We start from the raw sequence: 22,751 nt of genomic DNA on the forward strand, positions 1-22,751 counted from the left end.
GCATCTCTGCGGGCCTTTTCAATCTGTCTCCAAACCGGCGGGGAGAACTCAGGCGATCTCGGCCAGACGCGCAAGTGCGGCCTTGAGCTTGCCTTCTTCTTCTTCGCGGGCGGCAAGGTTTTCCTGTGCCTCGGCGACCACCTCTTCGGGCGCGGAGGCCACGAATTTCGGGTTGTTCAACCGGCCACGCAAACCGCCCAGTTCTTTCGCCAGCTTGCCAAGGGCTTTCTCCAGACGGGCCTTTTCCTCGGCAATGTCGATCACACCTTCGAGCGGCAGGGCAAAGGTGCCGCCTGCGACCGAAATCGTGATCGCACCTTTGGGCATCGGCCCCTCCGAGAGGCTGTCGAGCCGCGCGAGTTTCATGATCATCGCTTCGTTGTTGGCCCAAGCGGTCTTGCCCGCTTCGTCCAGCTCGACCTGCACCATCGGGATTTTCAGCCCCGCAGGCACATGCACCTCGGCACGCGAGGAGCGGATGGCTTCGATCAGATCGATCACCCAGTTCATTTCCGCATCGGCAGCGGGGTCAACGAGATCGTCGGAAAGCTCCGGCCAATCCGCCAGCGCCAGTAGCCCGCGTCCCGGTTTGATCGTGCCCCAAAGCTCTTCGGTGATGAAGGGCATGATCGGGTGCAGCATGACCAGCGCCTGATCCAGCACCCAGCCCATCGTCTGACGGGTCTCGGCCTTGGCCGCATCATCGCCGTCGTAGAACAGCGGTTTCGACAGTTCCACATACCAGTCGCAGAACTTGCCCCAGACAAAGGCGTAAAGCGCATTGGCCGCGTCGTTGAACCGGTATTCCTCAAAGGCCGTATCGACCTCTTTGAGCACCTTCACGGTTTCGCCCACGATCCATTTGTTCACCGTCGCCGTGGGCGTCGGGATCACACCGGGTTCATAGGCGTCGAACACTTCGTTCATCTCGGCAAAGCGCGCGGCGTTCCAGATTTTCGTGGTGAAGTTCCGGTAGCCTTTGATGCGATCCACGGAGAGTTTGAGCACACCACCAATGGAGGCCATCGACGCATTGGTAAACCGCAGCGCGTCGGCACCGTATTCGTCGATGATTTCCAGCGGGTCGATCACATTGCCCGTGGTCTTCGACATCTTCTTGCCCTTCTCGTCGCGGACGAGCTGGTGCAGGTAGATGGTGTGGAAGGGCACTTCATTCACGACCGCAAGCTGCATCATCATCATGCGTGCGACCCAGAAGAACAGAATGTCGAACCCTGTGACCAGTACATCGGTCGGGAAGTATTTCGACGTGCTTTCATCCCAGTTGGGCCAGCCCAGCGTGCCGATCGGCCACAGGCCCGAGGAGAACCATGTGTCGAGCACATCGGGGTCGCGCCAGACCGGATAGACCAGTTTGGTCGGGTCTTGCGTGACGTTGTATTGGGCGAGCCCTTCGGCAAAGGCTTCGATACCGGCCTGACGGTCGGCCACTTCGACCACGCGGCAGTGGTTGAGCGGGGTGGGCAGGTCGGCCATCTCGGTAAAGAACTTGTCATGCACCGCGTCGAAATCCGCCGCGCAGTGATGCACGGAGCCGGCGTGCAGCATCCCGCCTTCGGTCAGAAGCCGGATCAGTTCCACCTCGTCGAGCGCGCCATCGCCCTCATCGTCTTTGAAATTCGGGGCGGAGAGGTCAAGGCCATACCACACGGGGATCTGGTGCCCCCACCAAAGCTGACGCGAGATGCACCACGGTTCGATGTTTTCAAGCCAGTGGTAATAGGTCTTCTCGCCCGATTCCGGCATGATCTTGGTCTTGCCGGAGCGCACAGCGTCGAGCGCAGGGCCGACGACCTTCTCGGCATCCACATACCACTGATCGGTCAGCATCGGCTCGATCACGACCTTGGAACGGTCGCCAAAGGGCTGCATGATCGGCTTGTCTTCGACGTAAGGTACGGTCTCGGTCACATCGGACTCGTTGCCATCCTCGTCTTTGACCTTGCGTGTCACGGTGGTCATGACGGCGAGACCTTCGGTGTTGATCTCATTGATCACGGCCTTGCGGGCCTCGAAACGGTCCAGCCCGCGCAGGTGATCCGGCACGAGGTTGATCGTGTCGACTTCCTGTTCGGTGAATGGCTTGCCCGCGAGAATTTCAGCGGCCAGCAGTGCGCTGTCTTCATAGGACAACCCGTCGCTGCGCATCGCGCCTTTGGTGTCCATCAACCGATACATCGGCAGGCCCGCACGTTTGGCGACCTGATAGTCGTTGAAATCATGCGCGCCAGTGATCTTCACCGCACCGGAGCCGAAATTCATATCCGGATATTCATCCGTGATGATCGGGATCAACCGGCGGTGCTCTTTCGGCCCGACGGGGATTTCACAGAGCTTGCCGACAATCGGCGCATAGCGTTCGTCATCGGGGTGAACCGCTACAGCGCCGTCGCCCAGCATGGTTTCAGGCCGCGTGGTGGCGATGGAGATGTAATCGCGTTCCTCTTCGAACACGACATTGCCGTCCTCGTCTTTCTCGACATAGGTGTAGGTCTCGCCACCGGCCAGCGGGTATTTGAAATGCCACATATGGCCCGCGACTTCGATATTCTCCACTTCGAGATCCGAGATTGCCGTCTCGAAATGCGGGTCCCAGTTCACAAGCCGTTTGCCGCGATAGATCAGACCCTTGTCATACATATCGACAAAGACCTTGATCACAGCATCATGGAAATTCGGGCTATTCTCGTGACCGATGCGCGGGTCTCCCGGTGCGCCGGCCATGGTGAAGGCATTGCGCGACCAGTCGCAGGAGGAGCCGAGGCGCTTGAGCTGGTTGATGATGGTGGCGCCGTATTTGCCCTTCCATTCCCAGACCTTCTCGATAAACGCCTCGCGGCCCAGTTCGGCACGCGACGGCTGGCCGGTCTTGGCCAGTTCCTTTTCGACCATCAACTGCGTGGCAATGCCCGCATGGTCCTGACCCGGCTGCCAGAGTGTGTCAAAGCCACGCATCCGGTGCCAGCGCACCAGAATGTCCTGAATCGTATTGTTGAAGGCGTGGCCCACATGCAAAGCGCCGGTCACGTTGGGCGGCGGGATCATGATGGTGAAGGTCTCATCACGGCGCTTGTTGGCCCCGGCTTTGAAAGCCCCCGCCTTTTCCCAAGCCGCGTAAATCCGCGCTTCCGCCTCAGTTGCGTCGAAAGTCTTTTCCATAGCCATCTTGTGTCTCGGTCGCTTTTTTCGGTTTGGACTTGTGTAGCCTGTGCTGGGCGCGAGTTAAAGCGTTTCTGGAGAAAGCCGGAGCACTGTTTTTTGGCAGGCCGGAGACGAGAGCCGCGACATGGCGTAGCTTTCACGCCCCGCCTGTCAAAAAGCGAATGGCGACAGGGTGTTGAGAAGGGCGCAAAGCGGCTAGATCGCGCGGTCGAACTTGGTCGAGAGGTGGATCAGGCTCTCGATGTCCTGCACGCCCGTGATCGCATTGATCTGGTCCAGCGTCTGGTCGATCTCTTCGGTGGTCTCACAGGCGATCTGCGCAATCAGGTCCACGCGCCCCGTTGCGGTGGCGACCATTTCCACCTCGTGAATCGCCTTGAGCTTGCTCACCACAGAGGCCGATGTGCGCGGCTCTACCTGTATCAGCACGGTCGCCTTGATCCGGCGGGCCAGCGCCACATCGCCCAGCTTGATCGTATAGCCCGCGATGGTGCCGTTGGTCTCCATCTTTTCCAGCCGCGCTTGCACGGTGGACCGCGCCACTTTGAACCGACGCGCAAGCCGCGACACGGAGGTGGAAGAATCGGCGGCCAGCGCCATCAGAATCTTGTGGTCGAGATCGTCCATAATCCGCTCCGTGGCTCTTGCCGTAGCCTACGCCGTTGTGCTCGCCGTTTTCCTCTTCGCCTCCTGCGCGGGGGCTTCGTCAGGGCGCAGGAAAAGCCTCATGTTAATTTAACCGATTATTTCGTTAAAATGACCGGCATAATGCATGACTTTACCCTTTTTAACGGCAAAATCAACACGCATATAGCGGCTATTGATTTTCAGGATCAAAGGGCGGTCAACGCACCCGAAAAGACGGGATGACCTGCACCTGGCCTGGTTCGGATTAACCGCGTAAGCGCAATCCCAACCGGACTTCTCCCGGGCAAGATGTGGCTGCGCTCTATTGGTAAAGGACGACACCAATGGGGCTCTCAAAAACCATCTGGGCAACGCCCAGCGACTATCTGCGCACACATGCTCCTGAGCATCCCGTGCTGTTCTTCTCTCCCTCGACGCTGCAATCCACTGCGCGCCGGTTTATCAAAGGGTTTCCGGGGCTTGTGACCTATGCGGTCAAGTCGAATCCGGATGAAGCCGTGCTGGCCAATCTCGTGGCGGCAGGCGTCAAAGGCTTTGATGTTGCCTCGCCCGTCGAGATGGACACCATCGCCCGTATCGCGCCCGGAGCGGCCATGCATTACAACAACCCCGTGCGGTCGCGCACCGAGATTCTCCATGCCGTGAAAACGGGTGTGAAATCCTATTCCGTGGACAGCCATTCCGAGCTTGTGAAACTGGGCGAACTGGTGCCCGCGGACGGGGTGGAGATTTCCGTGCGCTTCAAACTGCCCGTCGAAGGGGCCGCCTATAATTTCGGAGCCAAATTCGGCGCGACGGAGGAACTGGCCGCCGAGCTTTTGACGCTTGCCGCACAGCTTGGTTTCACACCATCGCTGACCTTCCATCCGGGCACGCAATGCACCGATCCCCATGCGTGGGACAAATACATCCGTGCGGCCGCCGGAATTGCCCGCAAGGCCGATGTCAAAATCGCACGGCTGAACGTGGGCGGCGGCTTCCCGTCGCACCGTCTGAACGAGGAAATGCCGCAGCTTGAAACCACCTTCGATCTGATCGGGCGTGTGGCGCGGGAGGCCTTTGGCGATGACATGCCCGCTCTGGTCTGCGAGCCGGGCCGCGGCCTTGTGGCGGAGAGCTATTCGCTCGTCACCCGCGTCAAAGCGATTCGCGACGACGCCCATGTGTTCCTTAACGATGGCATCTATGGCGGCTTGTCCGAATTGCACCTTGTTGGCGTGATCGACCGCATCGCTGTGTTCGGCCCCGAAGGGATCAAACGCGAAGGCCCGACGGTCTCGCGTACGGTTTTCGGTCCGACCTGTGACAGTGTCGACAAACTGCCCTCCGATCTGGCTTTTCCCGAGACGATGGAAGAGGAAGATCATGTGATTTTCTACGGTCTCGGCGCCTATTCTCTGGCCACCGCGACCCAGTTCAACGGCTTCGGCCAGATCACCGTGGAAACCGTGCACCGCCACCTCTGAGGCGGCAGATCCGAGACACGCCTGAGAGTCGTTCCTTATGCGTTATGCGTTGCCCCTCCTCGCGCAATCGGGGAGGGGACTTTGCGATTTTCTGTGCTAAATCTCTGGAATGGATCAGAGAACGTCATTCTTCAGCCGCCTCGGCCCGCTGTTCAAATTCCGCAAGCGGGTGCGGACCTCCGGCGGGCATCATTCGCGCGGGCCGCTGACCCATGTGATCCTGATGGACGGAACGCTGTCCTCTTTGCAGTCGGGGTTCGAGACCAACACGGGGCTGACCTACAAGCTTTGTTCTGAAAGCGCGCAAGGGGCCAATATGCTGGTGCGCTACGAGGCCGGTATCCAGTGGGCCAACTGGCGCGATACGATGGATGTGATCGAGGGGCGCGGCATCAACCAACAGATCCAGCGCGTCTATGGGGCGCTGGCCTCGCGGTATCGCACGGGCGACCGGATTTTCCTGTTCGGCTATTCGCGCGGCGCCTATGCGGTGCGCTCTCTTTCAGGGCTGATCGACATGATCGGTTTGTTGCGTCCAGAAGCAGCGACGGAGCGCAACACCCGCGTGGCCTTTCGCCATTACCAGATGGCCCCGCACAGCACCGCCGCGCAGGCGTTTTCCAAGGCCCATTGTCATGACAAGGTGGCCATCGAGTTTCTGGGCGTCTGGGATACGGTGGCGGCGGTCGGGCTGCATATGCCGCTGCTTTGGCGCTATTCTTCGGTATTTCACGAATTTCATACGCTGCGCCCTGCGCCTTGCATAAAACACGTCTACCACGCGCTTGCCTATCACGAACGCCGCCGTGCCTATGCGCCTGTGATGTTCGAAACCAACCCCGACGCGCCGGATCAGGTGCTGCAACAGATGTGGTTTCCGGGCACGCATGGCGATGTGGGCGGGCAGTTGTCGGGCTACAATCCCGAACGCCGCCTGTCCAATGCCGCGCTGGTCTGGATGCTCGATAAGGCGGAGCAGGCGGGGCTGGACCTGCCCGAGGGCTGGCGGATGCGCTACCTTGCCGACCCGCATGGTCCGTCCATCGGGCTCAATCGCGGTTGGGGAAAGTTCTTCTGGCTGCGCGAGCGGCGCGTGGTGGGGCGGGACCCGTCAGAGATCCTGCACCCCGCGTTGAAAGCCTAGACCACACCCAGATTGGCACAGACCGCACGGGTCAGGGTCGGGCGGTTCAGCGTGTAGAAATGCAGGTTTTCGACCCCTTCCTTGATCAGTTTCTCGCACAGTTTGGTGCACAGATCGACCGAGAGCTTGTGGTGGTCTTGCGAATGTTCAAAGGCCGCCTCGTAGCTGATCGGGATCGGCGTGCCACAGGCCGAAGCGAATCGCTGGATGCCTTTCCAGCTTGTGATCGGCAGGATGCCGGGGATGATCTCGCCCTTGATGCCTGCGCGCGCGCAGCGGTCACGGAAGCGGAAGAAATTCTCCGGCTCGAAGAAAAACTGCGTGATGGCAGAATCAGCGCCCGCTTCGAATTTCTGTTTCAGCCATGTGATGTCGGAGGTCTCGTCCTCTGCATCGGGATGCGGGTCGGGATAGGCCCCGACGCGGATTTTGAAATCTCCGGTCTCCTTGAGCGCCGCGATCAGTTCGACGGAATTGGCAAACCCGCCTTCCGCGGGGGTGAACTTGCCCGCGTCCTTGGGCGGGTCTCCCCGAAGCGCGACGATCTCGTTCACGCCGACTTCCTTGTAACTGTTTGCAATGGCAAGGGTTTCTTCTTCCGTCGCATTCACGCAGGTCAGGTGTGCCGCGACGTTCCAGCCGTATTTGCGCGTCAGCAAGGCCACCGCGTCATGGGTCAGCTCCCGCGTGGTGCCGCCCGCGCCATAGGTGACGGAGACAAACCCGGGCTGCATGTCCCGAAGCGCCTGAACCGTTTCGAACAGGCTGAAACAGGCTGCGATATTCTTCGGCGGGAAGAATTCGAAAGAGATATTGGGCGCTTTGGTCATGGTGTCGTCCTCACTGTCTGGAGCGGTCTTGTGTCACGGCTTGGCATGTGAGACAAATTCATAATTCTCAAGATAAACATGAGAGCCATTCACTATGCACCTCGAATTCCGCCATTTGCGCACGATCAAGGCCATCTATGAAGAGGGCGGGCTGGCCCGTGCCGCCGACCGTCTCAACATCACCCAATCCGCGCTCAGCCATCAGGTCAAAGGGCTTGAAGCGCAAGCGGGGGTGGAGCTTTTCGTGCGCCGCTCGAAACCGCTGAAGCTCTCGCCTGCGGGGATGCGGCTTCTGGCGCTGGCCGAAGATGTTCTGCCCAAGGTCGAGACGCTCGAAGACGAATTTCGCGGCATCGAGGCGGGCACATCGGGGCGGCTGCATATCGCAATGGAATGTCACGCCTGCTTCGACTGGCTCTTTCCGGTGTTGCACCAGTTCCGCGAAGCATGGCCCGATGTGGATATCGACATCCGCCAACGCCTTGCTTTCGGTGCACTTCCGGCGCTCGAACGCGAGGAGGTGGACTTCGTGATCTCGTCTGACCCCGACAAGATCAACGGCGTCACCTTTGTGCCGCTGTTCAACTACGCGCCCATGTGCGCCATGTCCTCCAAATCCCCGCTGACGCAAAAGGCCTATGTCGAGGCGGAGGATTTTCGGGACCAGACCCTGATCACCTATCCGATGGAGCGCACGCGTCTGGATGTGTTCAAAGACCTCCTGATCCCCGCAGGGATCGAACCCGCGCAACAGCGCAAGGTCGAGTTGACGGATGTGATCCTGATGCTTGTCGCTGCCGGTCGCGGGGTGGCGGTTCTGCCCAACTGGGTGATGCGCGACATTCGCAACCTGCCGGATTACGCCGTGCGCCCGCTGACCGCGAACGGCGTCACGCGGACCATGTATGCCGCCGTGCGGGACGCCGATCTCGACAAACCCTACATGACGCATGTGCTGAAGATCGCGAAATCCGAGGCGGTAAAGCTCCAGCGCGGCTGAGAGACAGGCGGAAAATGCGGGGCAGGGAGGTTTTCTTGCCGCGCACCCTTGGCAGGACGGGCTTGTCGGCGTATACGCGCGGTCTGAACATCTTACACATTTTACGCCCCGGAGCCTCCCATGCAAGGCAGTGCCAATCTTAACGTCATGATCAAAGCCGCGCGCGCCGCAGGCCGCTCGCTGGTGAAAGACTTCCGCGAGGTCGAAAACCTTCAGGTGTCGACGAAAGGCGCAGGGGACTTTGTCTCCAAAGCCGACATCCGCGCCGAAGAGATCATCCGCGAGGCTCTGATGGAGGCGCGCCCCAACTACGGCTGGGTTGGCGAGGAAAGTAAACCTGTCGAGGGCAAGGACCCGACACGCCGCTGGATCGTCGATCCGCTGGATGGCACCACCAACTTCCTGCACGGTCTGCCGCATTGGGCCGTTTCCATCGCTCTGGAACATCGCAACGAAATCGTCTCCGCCGTGGTCTTCGATCCGGCCAAGGGCGAATTGTTCTGGGCCGAGAAGGGCGCAGGCGCGTGGATGAACGACATGCGCATTCGTGTTTCGGGCCGCACCAAGATGATCGAAGGCATTTTCGCCACGGGTCTGCCCTTTGGCGGTCGCGGCGATCTGCCCGACACCCTGCGCGATCTGGCGCGGCTTTTGCCCGCCACCGCCGGTGTGCGTCGCTGGGGCGCGGCATCGCTTGATCTCGCCTATGTGGCCACGGGCCGCTATGACGGGTACTGGGAACGCCGCCTCAACTCTTGGGATATGGCGGCCGGTGTGCTTCTGGTGAAAGAGGCCGGAGGTCTGGTCCAAGGGCTGAACCCTGAGGACAACCCCGTGGAAAGCGGCGAAGTGATTTGCGGCAATGAAGCAATGTTTGACCGTTTCGCCTCGGTGATCCGCTCCGCTTGAGTTGCTGCTCGGCCCCCTGTGGGTGTGCTTGCGGCTTGGCGCAGGCACGATGCCGGAATTGATATAAATAGAAATGCCTGTCGCTGATGCGGCGGGCATTTTTTATGGTCTGTTCTCTGATTGCGTCATGACCAAGGTCTTGTAACGCACCCCTTAGCGGCGGCGTCTGCGCACTACCGGAACAGAGCTTCGGGCAAAGCGGTATTGGGCCTGCGCGTGGGTCGGGTGGCCGTGGGTCCGTGCCCAATAGGCCGTGCCGCCCAGTTTTTTCCACACCGGATAGGCCGCGATCACACCGGCGACAAACCCGCCGATATGCGCCAGATGGGCCACCCCACCCGCATCCGCTGTCGATCCCATTTCCGCGAAAAGCTGCAAGCCGAACCAGACCCCCAGCATGATCCATGCGGGCATTGGGAAAACCTTGAAAAAGATGATGAAAATGAAAAGCACATCCACGCGTGCCTTGGGAAAGAGCAAGAGATAACCGCCCATCACCCCCGCAATCGCGCCTGAGGCCCCGACCATGGGAATCTGCGAGAAGGGCGCGGCGATATATTGGGCGAATCCGGCGGCCAGACCGCAGAAGAGATAGAAACCGAGATAGCGTAGATGCCCCATCTCGTCTTCGAGATTGTCCCCGAAAATCCAGAGAAACAGCATGTTCCCCGCGATATGCAACAGCCCGCCATGCATGAACATGGAGGTGAAAAACGTGTAATACCCCTCGCCATAACTGATCCGCGCGGGCAGCAGCGCATAGTCGGAATAAATCTGCAAAAGCGCACGGTCATCGCCATAGCTGGGCAGCATGGCCATAAAGACCGCGATGTTGAGCGCGATCAGCACATAGGTGACCAAAGCAGGCCGGCGGGAGGGATTATGGTCACGTATCGGAAACATGCGCCCAATGTGGCGGGCATTTAGACAAGGTCAAGTCAAACTCGACTTTACACCGCCACTTTGATGGCTATTGTCTGCGCACCGCGTGCCCGCGTGGTGGAATGGTAGACACAGAGGACTTAAAATCCTTAGGCCGTAACAGGCCGTGCCGGTTCGAGTCCGGCCGCGGGTACCAGTGATTTCTAGGGGGTAGTCTTCCCCTATGATGCGCCCATCCGCACTGCCTAGTTCACATTACAGCACCCGTAGAGCGTTTCCGTTTGCCCGCCGCTGATGGCACGGTTCAGGATCAGGGACATGGAATAGGTAATGTCGGACATGCCATCGGAACAGGACGTCTGATCGAGCGTGCCCGAATAGCGTTGTGCGCCGAAGGTGTAGGGATAGCCGCCACCTATGGCGGGTGTGGTTTGGGTGAGCGAGGTGATCGGGTCCGCTCCGTTTATGAGCGAGGTATATTCCACCGAGCGATCCTGGGCGATGGTCAAGGTCCAGAACGGCTCCGTTCCGCGACAGGTCAGCCCCAGTGGAAAGCCGTTCACGGTCGTGGTGCCACCGCTCTCGGCGGCGCGGGTGAGGTAGCCCATATGGACGTAACCGATCTGGCCGTTGAGCGTGATCTGGCCCCAGTCCTCGGACGCCCGCGCGTTGAGGCTGACCACCGAATTTGGGGTGAGCCCGCCGAGCCGTGCGCCCGTCACGCTTGGCGCATCGCGGACCCAGAGCATGTCATCCGCCGCCACACCCGTCACGGTAAACACCGCAGGCAGGGGGCCGCCATCGGGGGCGATATTCGGATCAACCCCGTCGCTCGGCGCGGGCAGGGTGTTGGCTGCTGTCAGATAGGCTGTGCTGACCCAGCCCACATTGCCACCGAAACCGATCATCGCCCATGTGCCGCCCTCGGCCATCTGGATGACATGCACCAAGGTCTCGTTGCGCAGCGCACCGATGGCGGCAAATTCTGTGCCTGCACCACCGCGCACCACCAGCCCGCCGTCGGGATCGTCTGCGGCAATGCCGGTGACAACATTGGCGCCGATCACCGCAGGAGGCGGTGTGGAGGAGGCGAGATAGGCCGTCGAGACCCAGCCCAACTGGTCGCCATATTGGATCTGCGCCCATGTCTGCGCAAAGTTCCGCCCCAGAACCTCGACCATCGTATGCTCCTCCAGATCGCCAATATCGGCGGAGGACGCATTCGGGCCTTGGCGGACGTTCAACGTGTCGCCATCCGCAATGCCGACAACCTCCATCATCTCGGCTGAGGCTCCCAAGGCGGAGACGGTCAGACCAAGAGCGAAAAGCGACATATGCGCAGCGGGGAAGAGACGGGACATGCGGAAAACCTCGAATTGAAAAGAATTAGGGCGACCCGCTCTGAGCGGCGGGTCGCGCCCTGTCATGTTATTTGTAGCAGCTTGCCGCGATCTTTTCGGCAGGGACTCTCTCTTTGATCATCTCGATGATCTCGCCGGTTTTGCAAACCTGAACATGTTTGACGGTCTTGGCTTGTGCTTGGCGTGCCTGAGCCTCACCGATGACCGGGGAAATTTTCATGGCTTGCGCATTCTTCTCGATCACCTCGCCTTTGACCGGATCGAGTTTCATGTATCCCTCTGCTCTGAGGGTTTGCACCTCGGCACTTTCTTCAGGCGTATCGGGGTCGCCGAAGTGGATATAATCCCCGCCGAGTTTTTCCGAGAGCCAGCAGCCGATCGCATCTTTGTTCTCGGCATAGCACACGTCATAGGGGCGTGCCTGTGCAGACAGCGGCAGGATGAGGCCAAGCGTGGCTGCGGCGAGAAGGTTCTTTGTCGTGAAAAGGGTCATAGTGTTGTCCTTGTTGGAAATATTGAGGTGGTCAGAAGCCGGTCGAGGATCAATCGCGCTTCATAGCGTCGGAGAGTGATTTGGACGGTGCGGAACCTTTTCCGTGAATGTGCAGATCCAGCATGTAGGTGGCTTCACCAACGGGGAATTTCACCGAGATGTCGTTGACCATCTTGCACGGACCGCACCAGATATCGCCAAGCGCCTTCATTCCGGAGGCCACGAACTCTCCATCCTCACCGATGTGTTTGGCGACGGTTTTCAAAACAAAGGCCGGACGATCCGCGCCCTTGAGGCCGTTGAGCATTTTGATCTCGCTGCCCGTGAGGGAATACGGGTTGATCGGCTTACTGCCGGGATTTTTCTTGATGATAATATCGACGCCCGGAATCGGATCATCGCCGCCAATGGCCAGCGCGGGAGAAAGCCCCGCCATCATGCTCACCCCGATGGCGGCTGCGCCGAGTAAAAATCTGCGTCTTGAAGTCATGAGTTTATCTTTCGAACTTGGAGAGTAGAAAGGGGCGCGGAGGTCATGGGGACCGCCTGCGCCTTTAGCAGCGGTTCATTCGCAAAGCGCAGAATTATTTCATTTCGCTAACCGCCCAATCATTGGCCAGTCTGCCGCGCGAGGTCACGTCGGATTTCAACACCTGATCCCCCTGAGTTTCAGCGCGCATCTTTGTGGGGAGTTTTTCGATCGAGAGTTTGGAAATCTGCTCTTTCGTGGGGACGAGAATCTCATTGATCCCGCCGTTATCAACCGCCGCAATGCCGCCGCGACATCCAAGCTGGCCATTCTCATAAACGCCAGTTGTGCCGCCCCTGCTATGACAGTCTTTGACAAACGCGTAATACTCACCCACCGACATGGAAAATGCGGGGGACATTGCACCAACGAGCGTGCCAAATGCGATGGTGCCAGTCAGTGCGACTTTGCGAAAATTCAGGGTCATGATTGTATCTTTCATAAAGTTGAATTGAAGCGCCTCAAATGCGGCCACTCACTGATGACAAACCCGTGAGAGATAAGCGATATCGACCCCGTGCTATCCAATAACACGGGGTCAACGAATTGTTATTTAATGCAAATTCCATTCAGCTTGATTTTGCATTTCTCCCCGTCCACCGCATCTTCCGACGGGGCGGATGGCGTGATCTGGATGGCGAGACATTTGCCGTTGATCATCGGTAGGCCGTTGGTGCAACCGCATTGCGTGGCCGAGATGTTCTTGGCGTTTTCTTGGTCGATACAGGCGCAGATGTCACCGCGTTCATAGGTCGAGCGCAGGTCACATTGCAGCGCGGGCGTGGGCTCAGGCACGGGCGCAGGTGTTTCCGCGATGACTTCGACGCAGCCCTTGCCTTTGATCAACTCAAACCCTTTGACGCATTGGCAGGAAGTGGCGCTGCTCTGGGTCATGTTGGCGTAGCGACAGGCACAGCTTTCGCCCTGTTGCACCGTGCTCACCGCATCGCAGCGAAGGGGCGGCGCGGGCATTGCGGGCAGCGTGGCCGTGACGCAAGAGCTCGCGCCCTTGTCTTGCAGGGGCAAGCCGAGCGCCTCGAACAGCGCATCGTCAAACTCGCGGCTCTCCGGCAGGCCAAGATCGCTGCGCAGTTTGGCCAGGGCGGTGTAAGTCTTTTGCCCCGGTTTGCCATCAACAGGCCCCGCGTTGAGGCCGCGATCATTCATGAGTTTCTGGATCAGGGCCACGCGCTCCGTGCGGTTGGCCGGAACCCCGACTGCCGCACAGTTCTGGAACGAGCCACCTTTGCGCAGGGCGCTGACCGTCATGCGCAGGTCGATATAGGTTGAGGCACCTGGCGCAAGGTTGAGCGCGGGATTGGAACATGACAGCGCCGCGTTCACCACCGCGCCGCAAGTCCAGCCATTGCCCGACACCACCTGCGCCGCCACCATCCCCGGTGCGCCGCTCGTATCGGTCAGCACCAGCGGCCCGAGATAGGCCCCGTCGCCTGTATTGGTAACACGCAAGCGGAAGCCACAGTCATAGGTCTGGCTGATGCGATCGGGATCACAGCTTCCTGTTTGTTCCTTCACCATTGTCAAAACGGGACGCGGCACAGCGGGCACGGGTGTCGGCGTTTCGGGGCGCGGGAGCACGATGTCGGGTCGGGTTGATCCGATGCTGTCCGTGACGACGATGGGGCCAACGGGTGTATCGGGCAGGGCGGGATCAAGGATCACCCCCGTATTGCCCACGGCGCTTACGGGGAAGGTGATCGGCGTGCAGACCTTTTCGTCCCCGACCGGTCCCGCAGGCGCACGCATGGACAGCGTCGGGATCGTGACCCAAGCGCAGTTCGTGATCGGCCCGCCGTTGATCAACTGCCCCCCAGGACCGGAGAAGGTCGCGGTGTAGGGCTGCGTGATTGTGGCGCTGCCATCGGCTTGCAGATAGTTCAGAAGCATTCCGGTGGCGTTGTTGAACCCTGCGGGCGTGCCTGTTGTTGGCCCCCAGCCGCCTGCGCCCATTGCATTGAAGGGCATCAGCGAGGTCAGCGGCGTTTGTGGGCCATGACCGCCCAATTCGTCATAGATGTAGAACTGACGGTTGGTCGTCGTGTCGAAGTTCTCGAAATAGACGTTGATCTCACATTCCGCCGTCCAGATCCCGTCACCGCCACGCACAGCGGGGGCGCAGGTCTTGGTGATGTCGAGGCTCGGCTCGGGCGCAGGCGGCGGGGCGATTTCAAAGCAATCGCTGGCGAGCGGCTCGCCCTCTCCGACCACTTTGCCCAGACCGATCGAGACGCAGTTCTCCGCGCCGAAGAGGTCCATCGCGCCGTTCATCATCAGATCAACGGTCAGGGTCGAATAGCCCGAGGCGGGGAATTGTGCGCCGTCGATGCTGCACTCTGGTGTCGTGCCTTGGCCTGCGGGCGCATAGGGCGGGCTGGTGCAGGTCCACGGATCGGCGGAGGTGATGTTCAGGATCGACCCCGCGCCGGAGTTCTGCCCGAAGGACAGGTTTTCCGAAAGCCACAGCGGCCCCGTGAAAGGCGCGTTGGTCGCGACCGTGAGCGTGCATTGATAGGGCTGGAACCAGACGGAGGAACCGAATGTCTGACGCGGGCCTGCCTCTTTGCACTGTTTCGAGACGTCAAAGACGGTTTCGACGGGCGGCTGCTCGACCTCGACACACTCCGCCGCGCCGACGACCTGATCCCCGATCCGCACCTGCGCGCAGTTCTCGAAGCCTTCATCGCCAAAGGCGCTCGTCGGGATCGACAGATAGGCATCAATCCGATGGCTCGGGTTGGCGTTGAAATCGGCGGCGGCAATCGTGCAGCTTGCGCCATTGGTGTAGGGCGGCTGCTGGCAATCCCATCCGTTCGGCATGGCGGGAGTGCCCTGCATGTTCAGCATATATTGCGTCGCGGGGCTGCCTGATGTGGTCGAGAACAGCTCGTCAAATGTCAGCGGATCGGTGATCGGCGCGCCGCTGCTCTGGGTGATGTAGATCGTGCAGGCATAAAAGGCATTTCCATCCTGCACCCCGCCCAGACGACAGGCTTTTTTCAAGGCAAATTCGGGCGGCTCGACCGACACGGGCAGGTCCAGAACCACGCAGTTGTCGGGCAGGCCCGCAATCGTATCGGTTTGCGGCGCGTCCACGGCGGGCGCGGCGCTGCGCTGGCCCGCGGCACCGATAAAGGAGGCGGGCAGAATGTCAGTCATGGGACAGTTGACCACCTGACCCTCTGACTCGCTTGCGGTGAAATCGAAGCTGACGTTGATCGTCGACGCCCCACCTGCGGCCAGCATATCGGCGGCGGTGAGTTCACAAAAGCCAGTCGATCCGGGGTTGTTGATCTGCTCCACACAGGACCACGGCTCGGTCGATGTGACATTCATCATCGTGCCCGCAATCGTCGTGGTCATGGGCGGCAAAGAGCCGAACATATCGGCGGCGAGGACATAGCTCCCCGTCGCAAGGTCCGTGCCTGTCACCTCGATCTGACAGTTCATCGTCATCAACCCCGATGCGCCCGCCTCAAGAGGATCGCAGCTTTTGTCGATAGAGCTACGCGGAATCCATTGCGCATTCACACAGTTGCCCGCGACAGGCGTGACCGCCCCCGCCCCGTTGTCAAAGCTGCCCTCGACGCAATTCTGCATCGGATATGTATCCTGCAACTCGGTGCTGGTGACAAAGATGGCAAAGTAAAGCGTATCTGTGCCGTTGGTATCAAAATCCGTCCCGTCGATGGTGCAAGTCGTCCCCGCCGTGCAGTCGAAACCACCCGAAGAGGACGTGGCGGAGACCACTTCGCTCGCGGTTGTCGAAATCGGGGTGTAGAGGTCCGTGACGCTCAAACTGCCCGCAAAAGGCGCGCTCGGCACGGAGACATCCACGGAACATTCCCACATCTGACCAACCTGACCGTTGTGCTGGGCCGAAGTCGTAGGCGTGCAGGATTTGGTGAGGGAAATATCGCTGGCCTCCAATGTGGGAATTGGCGGCGTCCAGCCTGCAACACATTGCTCCTCAGGCACAAATTCGGCAGACATGTTATCCATTGCAACGCCTGGATAGGATATAGCGCTGAATAAATAGGTTTTGTTTGCCTCAACCGTCATCCAAATTGCTTGTGCGTGCCATCTGCCGTCGGTTGCTATCCATTTTTGTTCCCAGTTATGTGCGGGACCGTAGGCGTTCGAATTGTTCGGTATGGTGGACTGCGACGCTTCCAATTCGCTCGGCGTAAACTCACGGATCATCATCTGAACCATTGGCGTCAGGGTTAACGAAGGAATTAACTGGGCATTCGCCGTAGCAAATTCTGCACCGAATTTGATGCAGCCGTCTTGCTCCATATGTATCGACTGACCAAATTGCGGGGTGCCGAACCACCGCATATATTGTCCTTCGGGGGTGTTGGAAGCATCCGTTTGCGGCAGGGCTTGGATCAGCGCGTCGCCACCATACAAATTGGGCGCAGCCGTGCTTGTGGCCCCGTTCGGACCGTCAACCCGTACCAGCGACGCGGGCATGGTGCCATTCATGTCGTGTGAGGCAAGCCACGGCGCAGGCAAAACCAGAAGATTGTCCCCGTAATTCGGCACGACAGGAGACTCGAAGTCTCCATTGACGATCAGGTTCTGCGCCACCGCCATTGTGGGCACACCGCCGCCCAACACCAGTGTCATCAAAATACAGCGCAAGGAGGCAGTCGCGAAACGTCGGGTCATGGGGGGTCCTATCGTAGAAAAACGAACACCCCCGCGCGCGGGGGTAAGACTTGGGTATGTTGCAAAAAAACCGAAGCGAACTACCAAACGGGAGTTGTCGGGCCATATGGGCGAGAAAAATTTTCCAAATGGTCCAGGACCGCCCTAGAGTTCATCCAAAGACGTGTTGTCCTTTCTTCGGGCCTTCCGTTTTGAGGGAGGTAGGCAAGCCACTGTAATTCTCTCTTTTGTTTGTGCGGTTTATCTGCCCGGTTCGGGGCGTCACGATGATAAGGACATACGTTGAACACCCTGTTTCAAGAGCTTGAAGACACGCTGGATCGAGCAACCGAAGACGCCCAATACTGGGACGCAGCACTCAAAATCGTTGTCGATATTCTGGGAGGCACGGGGGCGCTCATTCCCGCCACCAACCCGTTCTTTCGCGGCACATGGATGGCGGGCACCAAGGAGATGAAAGAGGCATTGCCCAGCTACATTAATGAGGGCTGGGTGCGCAACGACCCGCGCGAGGCGGTGTTGGGGCTGATGATGGAGCGCGGCTATGCCTGCGATCATGACGTGTTTGCGGATCGTGCGGAGCGGGACGCGATCCCGATCTACCGCGACTATCTCTATCCGCTGAATTTCGGGGTGCATTACTCCATCCGTATTCTGACGCCCAACGGCTATTGGGCGATGACGGTGCATTTCGACAATGACCACCCGCCGATCAGCGCCTGTGACGTGGTTCTGATCGAGCGGATTCAGGCGATGTTTGCCAAGGCCACCGCACAGGCCGACGAGACCGCCCACAAACGCATTGCCGCCTTCGCGCAGTTTTTCAAAGGCACGGAGTCCGAGGTCTTTGTGCTCGATGTCGATGGCAAGGAATGTTTCAGCATCAACAGCAGCGGCAAGATCCAGACCCGCGCGAGGTTGGGCGACGTGATCCCCGACGAGATGAGCGCAGCACTCGGGGCCGAGATCAGAGAGCTGTGTTCCAGTGATCCGACCCTTTCGATGAGCCGCGCCTATCAGTTCAACATTGCTGCCAAGAGCAGCAGCGTGTTGATCATCCAGATCCCGCCGAATTTGCGGCATTTCTTCATGCACTTCAAAGTCTGCGCGATCCGCACCGAATGCAGCGACACCACCGCGCTCAAGCAAAGTTGCTTGCGCGAGACCTACGGGCTGTCCGCCGCCGAGATCACCACGGTCGAGCTTCTGGTCGCGGGCAAGACGCCCAACATGATCGCGGAGTTGCTCAGCGTTAAAGCCTCCACCGTGCGCCAGAGGCTCAAGCAGATTTTCGAGAAGACGCAGGTGAACAGTCAGGTGGAGCTGATCGGGATGCACAACCGGCTATAGACCGCGTGCGGCCAAGCCCGACAAAGGTCCGACGCATGTCCGACAAAAGTCCGACGGTTTGCCGACCACAAAACAGCCCTCCGTCGGGAGGGCTTTTTGCATTTTTCGAACATTTCGTGTTGCGGTGTCGGGCAGGGCCTAGTCGCGTTTACCTGCGAATTTTTCCTGCCATTCCTCGCGTTGCTCATCGGCGATCTTGGCGAAGAGGTTATCCGGCACTGTAAAGCTATGACCCGGTTTCAACACATCAAGCGTCGCCGCCACATCTTCCGGCCAGTCGAGATCGGGCAGCGCCAGAGCGGTCTGCAGCTTGCCTGCCGTGTCAGGGATGAACGGTGCGGAGAGGCGGGCGTAGAGCCCGATGAGGTTGAGGCCCAGACGCACTTGCGCGGCGGCCTTTTCGGGGTCTTCCTTGAAGGTGGACCAAGGAGCCGCCGATTGCAGGTATTCGTTGCCCGCCACCCAGATCGCGCGGAGCGCATTGGCCCCTTTGCGCACTTCGATAGCGTCCATATGGCTCTGATATTCTTTGACTTTTTCGGTCAGTTCGGCAATCAGCGCTTGTTCCTGTTCGCCATATGCGCCGCCTTCGGGCACGGCTTCGGAGAATTTGGACCGGCAGAATTTGGTGATGCGGGAAACGAAATTTCCGAGCACATCCGCGAGGTCTTTGTTCACCGATTGCTGGAAGTTTTCCCATGTGAATTCGCTGTCGGAGCTTTCCGGTGCATGGGAGAGAAGCCACCAGCGCCAGTAATCCGCCGGCAGGATCGAAAGCGCCTGATCCATGAATACACCACGCCCGCGCGAGGTGGAGAACTGCCCGCCGTCATAGTTCAGGTAGTTGAAGGATTTGATGTAGTCGACCATCTTCCACGGCTCGTTGGAGCCGAGCATGGTGACAGGGAAGGACAGGGTGTGGAACGGGACGTTGTCCTTACCCATGAATTGCACATAGCGCACATCCTCGGCGCCTTTGTCCGTGCGCCACCACCGTTCCCAAGCTCCGTCCTCAAGCCCTTGTTTCGCCGCCCATTCCGCCCCGCAAGCGAGGTATTCGATGGGGGCGTCAAACCAGACGTAAAAGACCTTTCCGTCCATCCCCGACCACGGCGCGCCATCGAATTGCACGGGCACACCCCAGTTCAGATCACGGGTGATGCCGCGGTCTTGCAAGCCGTCACCATCGTTTAGCCATTTCTTGGCGATCGAGGTGGTAAGCACGGGCCAGTCGGCCTTGTTGTCAATCCAGTCGTTCAAAGCATCGCGCATTTGCGACTGTTTAAGGTAAAGATGTTTCGTAATCCTTTCCTCAAGGTCCGTTGCGCCCGAGATGGTCGAACGCGGGTTGATGAGGTCGGTCGGGTCGAGCTGTTTTGTGCAGTTGTCGCACTGGTCGCCCCGTGCACTTTCATAACCGCAGTTCGGGCAGGTGCCTTCGATATAGCGGTCCGGTAGGAAGCGCCCGTCGGTCTCGGAATAGATCTGGGTTTCTTCCACAAGTTCGATCAGCCCCGCCTCATAGAGGCGCGTGGCAAGATGTTGTGTCAGCTTGTGGTTCTGCGCACTGGATGAGCGCCCGAAATGGTCAAAGGACAGGCGAAACCCTGCGGCGATCTCGGCCTGAATATCGTGCAGTTCGGCGCAATATTCGGCGACCGGTTTGCCCGCTTTCTGGGCGGCGATCTCTGCGGGGGTGCCGTGTTCGTCAGTGGCGCAGAGGAACAGAACCTCGTCGCCACGGGCCCTGCGGTAGCGGGCGTAGAGATCGGCAGGGAGCTGTGAGCCGACAAGATTGCCGAGGTGCTTGATGCCGTTGATATAGGGCAGGGCGGAGGTGATGAGCGTGCGTGCCATGTGGGTCGTCCGGTCCGTTACATATGTCTTGTGGGCTTTCCTATCGCGCTTGGACGCAAAGAGCCAGAGCCCAGCGGCTTTCGACAAAAAAAGGCGCGCAAACCGGGGGAATGCGCGCCAAGTCCAACAGGGAGAAGGAGGCACGGGAGAGTCTCCCTTGCTTCCTCATCTGCTCATTTAAACCTTGGATGCACTTTTGCGAGGCGTAATTTTGCACCATTGCTTTGCAGGAACGAACCGCTGCGGCTTTTTCGGCCCTGTGCAGGGGTGCATCGGCTTGCCCTGCGGCAGTGCGGCGCTAATGTGTGCGCAAACATCAAGATGACGAAGGACGTAACATCTATGAAAATGCGCAAAATCGGCCGTAGCGATCTTTTGGTTTCCGAGATTTGCTTGGGGTCCATGACGTGGGGCACGCAAAATACAGAGGCTGAGGGCCATGCGCAGATCGACCGCGCAAAAGAAGTGGGGATCAATTTCATCGACACCGCCGAGATGTATCCGGTGAACCCCGTGCGCAAGGAGACGGCGGGTGATACCGAAGAAATCATCGGCCAGTATTTCGCCGCGCGTGGCGGGCGTGAGGAATGGGTGATCGCCAGCAAGATCGCAGGGGTCGGCAATATCAACGAAGAGGGGATTCTCGCGTCCAACCTCGAAGCGCGGCTGGATGCGAGTCTCAAGCGGCTTCAGACGGATTACATTGACCTCTATCAGTTCCACTGGCCCAACCGCGGCTCTTATGCCTTCCGCCAGAACTGGAAATTCGATCCGTCGAAACAGCCCTCCAAAGCCGAGATCGAAGACAATATGCGCAGCGTGCTCGAAGTCATGGGAGCGCTTCAGAAAAAGGGCAAGGTGCGCGAATTCGGCACGTCCAACGAAAGCACATGGGGCATGGCGCAATGGCTGCGTCTGGCCGAAGAGATGAACGCGCCGCGGATGCAGTCGATCCAGAACGAATACTCGCTGATGTTCCGCATGTATGACACCGATCTCGCGGAACTGGCGGTGCATGAAGATATCACGCTTCTGGCCTATTCGCCGCTGGCGGCGGGTATTCTGTCGGGCAAATACGAGGGCGGCACGGTGGTGCCCAAAGGCTCGCGCATGGATATCAACGGCAATCTGGGCGGGCGCGTGGCCGAGCGCACATGGCCGGCAGAGCGGGCTTATGTGGCGCTGGCCAAGAAGCACGGTCTGGACCCGACGACGATGGCGGTGGCATGGACGCTCACGCGGCCTTTCGACACCATGCCGATCATCGGCGCGACCTCTGTGGAGCAGCTTGAGAAATCTCTCGATGCGCGCGACGTGACCTTGTCGGAAGAACTGTTGAAAGATATCGAAAAACTGCACAAACTCCACCCGATGCCATATTGAGGACGGGGTAAGGTGAGGACAGGGTTGGGAATGCGTCGGATTCTGTTGTGTGTGCTGGCCTGTGTCAGCCTCGCTGCCTGTCAGGGAGAAGAACAGGAGACCTCCGCCGGCTACGGGCTGGCGGGGTTTGACCCTCATGCGTCGGAGACCCAGAAAGCCGCCTGCGAAGCGCGCGGAGGGACGTTCAAGACGGGGGGGCTTGGCGGTATCATGACCTGTTTCGAGGTGCCAAAGGACGCGGGCAAGCGGTGCTCCAAGTCCAGCGATTGCTCAACCGGCATGTGTCTGGCGCGGTCACAGAGCTGCACGCCGGTCATGCCGCTCTTCGGGTGTAACGATGTTTTGGACGCCGAAGGGCGGAAGGTGAGCTTGTGCGTGGATTGAAAACTTTTGCAACGGATGCGGGACACAAGCTGGTTGTGAAAGGCAGTCCGCGTATCGGTGGCACCGGTGGTGCGAGACAGGCTTTCGTCGCGCTTGCCTCTGTCGCGGCCCTGTCAGGCTGTATGTCTACGCCACTGGCAACTGGCCCCCGCGATCCCGAAGTGTCCATGTCCTCTATCGCAGCACTTGATCCGGTCACCTTTTCGGGCCGCTGGTATGAAGTGGCGGCTTTCGTGCCGGAGGGCAAAAGTTGCGTCATCGGGGCGGTGACATTTACGGCGCAAAAATCCGGTGATTTGATGGTCACCGAAGGGCCTTGCGCCGATGGTCAGCCGACACGTGGCCTTGCGCGCAAGGTCGGGCCGGGGCGCTATGCGTTCAAAGGCGGGGAGTTCTGGGTGCTTTGGGTTGATGCCGAATACCACACGGCGGTGATCGGCTATCCGTCAGGTCAGGCTCATGTTCTGTCGCGCGATCTGACCCTGCCGCCGGACCGGAAACAGGCGGTGGAAGGTATTCTGGACTGGAACGGTTATGACACCAGCCTCTTGCGACCGGCGCGTCGCAAATAGGCACGTCATCGCTGTCGGACCGCTGCTGCACCAAAACTCATGCCCCTGTGCAAGATTTTTGACTAGGC

Annotated in this window: 18 protein-coding genes and 1 tRNA gene; 9 read left to right on the forward strand and 10 right to left on the reverse strand. The window is 59.4% G+C overall.

All coding sequences use genetic code 11. The annotated features are described in order from the left end of the window. Positions 1-48: 48 nt before the first annotated feature. Both BM152_RS00555 and BM152_RS00560 read right to left on the reverse strand, forming a co-directional pair. On the reverse strand, positions 49-3,186 hold the full coding sequence (locus tag BM152_RS00555; RefSeq protein WP_066603040.1) for a valine--tRNA ligase: 3,138 nt from the start codon (positions 3,184-3,186) through the stop codon (positions 49-51). 192 nt (positions 3,187-3,378) lie between these two features. Next, complete coding sequence (locus BM152_RS00560) at positions 3,379-3,810, reverse strand: Lrp/AsnC family transcriptional regulator (RefSeq protein WP_066603041.1); 432 nt, start codon at positions 3,808-3,810, stop codon at positions 3,379-3,381. A gap of 344 nt (positions 3,811-4,154) precedes the next feature. Between BM152_RS00560 and BM152_RS00565 the strand changes: the two genes are divergently transcribed. Together BM152_RS00565 and BM152_RS00570 are read left to right on the forward strand one after the other, a co-directional pair. After that, positions 4,155-5,297: a type III PLP-dependent enzyme gene (locus BM152_RS00565; RefSeq protein WP_066603042.1), complete on the forward strand. Its 1,143-nt coding sequence runs from the start codon at positions 4,155-4,157 to the stop codon at positions 5,295-5,297. A 109-nt stretch (positions 5,298-5,406) separates the two neighbouring features. After that, complete coding sequence (locus BM152_RS00570) at positions 5,407-6,441, forward strand: DUF2235 domain-containing protein (RefSeq protein WP_066603045.1); 1,035 nt, start codon at positions 5,407-5,409, stop codon at positions 6,439-6,441. Here the strand turns inward: BM152_RS00570 and metF are convergent. Further along, positions 6,438-7,271 (reverse strand): methylenetetrahydrofolate reductase [NAD(P)H], encoded by an 834-nt coding sequence (gene metF / locus BM152_RS00575; RefSeq protein ID WP_066603047.1) that lies wholly within the window; start codon positions 7,269-7,271, stop codon positions 6,438-6,440. The two genes, BM152_RS00570 and metF, sit on opposite strands and share 4 nt — an antisense overlap. Before the next feature lie 94 nt (positions 7,272-7,365). Between metF and BM152_RS00580 the strand changes: the two genes are divergently transcribed. Beyond that, positions 7,366-8,271, forward strand: a complete 906-nt coding sequence (locus tag BM152_RS00580; protein WP_066603050.1) for a LysR family transcriptional regulator — start codon at positions 7,366-7,368, stop codon at positions 8,269-8,271. A gap of 120 nt (positions 8,272-8,391) precedes the next feature. Then, positions 8,392-9,180: an inositol monophosphatase family protein gene (locus BM152_RS00585; protein WP_066603052.1), complete on the forward strand. Its 789-nt coding sequence runs from the start codon at positions 8,392-8,394 to the stop codon at positions 9,178-9,180. Between the two features lie 153 nt (positions 9,181-9,333). Here BM152_RS00585 and BM152_RS00590 read toward each other — a convergent pair whose 3' ends face one another. After that, positions 9,334-10,083 (reverse strand): rhomboid family intramembrane serine protease, encoded by a 750-nt coding sequence (locus tag BM152_RS00590; protein WP_066603055.1) that lies wholly within the window; start codon positions 10,081-10,083, stop codon positions 9,334-9,336. Between the two features lie 87 nt (positions 10,084-10,170). Between BM152_RS00590 and BM152_RS00595 the strand changes: the two genes are divergently transcribed. After that, positions 10,171-10,258, forward strand: a tRNA-Leu gene (locus BM152_RS00595). A gap of 49 nt (positions 10,259-10,307) precedes the next feature. Here the strand turns inward: BM152_RS00595 and BM152_RS00600 are convergent. From BM152_RS00600 to BM152_RS00620, 5 genes are all read right to left on the reverse strand, one after another. Continuing rightward, positions 10,308-11,423 (reverse strand): SH3 domain-containing protein, encoded by a 1,116-nt coding sequence (locus tag BM152_RS00600; protein ID WP_158527934.1) that lies wholly within the window; start codon positions 11,421-11,423, stop codon positions 10,308-10,310. A 67-nt stretch (positions 11,424-11,490) separates the two neighbouring features. Further along, the gene (locus BM152_RS00605) at positions 11,491-11,916 is read right to left on the reverse strand and encodes a hypothetical protein (protein WP_066603061.1); all 426 of its coding nucleotides are present in this window, start codon (positions 11,914-11,916) and stop codon (positions 11,491-11,493) included. Positions 11,917-11,965: 49 nt separating this feature from the next. Beyond that, entirely contained in the window at positions 11,966-12,406 is a 441-nt protein-coding gene (locus BM152_RS00610; RefSeq protein WP_066603066.1) for a hypothetical protein, read from the reverse strand. A gap of 94 nt (positions 12,407-12,500) precedes the next feature. Continuing rightward, positions 12,501-12,872: a hypothetical protein gene (locus BM152_RS00615; RefSeq protein WP_066603069.1), complete on the reverse strand. Its 372-nt coding sequence runs from the start codon at positions 12,870-12,872 to the stop codon at positions 12,501-12,503. 122 nt (positions 12,873-12,994) lie between these two features. Continuing rightward, the gene (locus BM152_RS00620; protein ID WP_066603072.1) at positions 12,995-17,137 is read right to left on the reverse strand and encodes a peptidoglycan-binding domain-containing protein; all 4,143 of its coding nucleotides are present in this window, start codon (positions 17,135-17,137) and stop codon (positions 12,995-12,997) included. 282 nt (positions 17,138-17,419) lie between these two features. Between BM152_RS00620 and BM152_RS00625 the strand changes: the two genes are divergently transcribed. Further along, a complete protein-coding gene (locus BM152_RS00625; protein WP_066603075.1) occupies positions 17,420-18,487 on the forward strand; it encodes a helix-turn-helix transcriptional regulator in 1,068 nt (355 codons plus the stop codon). A gap of 138 nt (positions 18,488-18,625) precedes the next feature. Here BM152_RS00625 and metG read toward each other — a convergent pair whose 3' ends face one another. Next, positions 18,626-20,344 carry a methionine--tRNA ligase gene (gene metG, locus BM152_RS00630; protein ID WP_066603082.1) on the reverse strand — a complete coding sequence of 573 codons (1,719 nt, stop codon included), beginning with the start codon at positions 20,342-20,344 and terminating at the stop codon, positions 18,626-18,628. 342 nt (positions 20,345-20,686) lie between these two features. Here metG and BM152_RS00635 point away from each other — a divergent pair, with 342 nt between their 5' ends. The 3 genes from BM152_RS00635 to BM152_RS00645 are packed head-to-tail and all read left to right on the forward strand — an operon-like array spanning position 20,687 to position 22,683. Further along, positions 20,687-21,727, forward strand: a complete 1,041-nt coding sequence (locus BM152_RS00635; protein WP_066603084.1) for an aldo/keto reductase — start codon at positions 20,687-20,689, stop codon at positions 21,725-21,727. A 30-nt stretch (positions 21,728-21,757) separates the two neighbouring features. Then, the gene (locus BM152_RS00640) at positions 21,758-22,111 is read left to right on the forward strand and encodes a hypothetical protein (RefSeq protein WP_066603088.1); all 354 of its coding nucleotides are present in this window, start codon (positions 21,758-21,760) and stop codon (positions 22,109-22,111) included. Continuing rightward, a complete protein-coding gene (locus tag BM152_RS00645; protein ID WP_139222459.1) occupies positions 22,099-22,683 on the forward strand; it encodes a lipocalin family protein in 585 nt (194 codons plus the stop codon). The genes BM152_RS00640 and BM152_RS00645 overlap by 13 nt, the downstream gene beginning before the upstream one ends. Positions 22,684-22,751: the final 68 nt, after the last annotated feature.

Source organism: Celeribacter halophilus, assembly GCF_900114135.1.
GTDB classification, from domain to species: domain Bacteria; phylum Pseudomonadota; class Alphaproteobacteria; order Rhodobacterales; family Rhodobacteraceae; genus Celeribacter; species Celeribacter halophilus.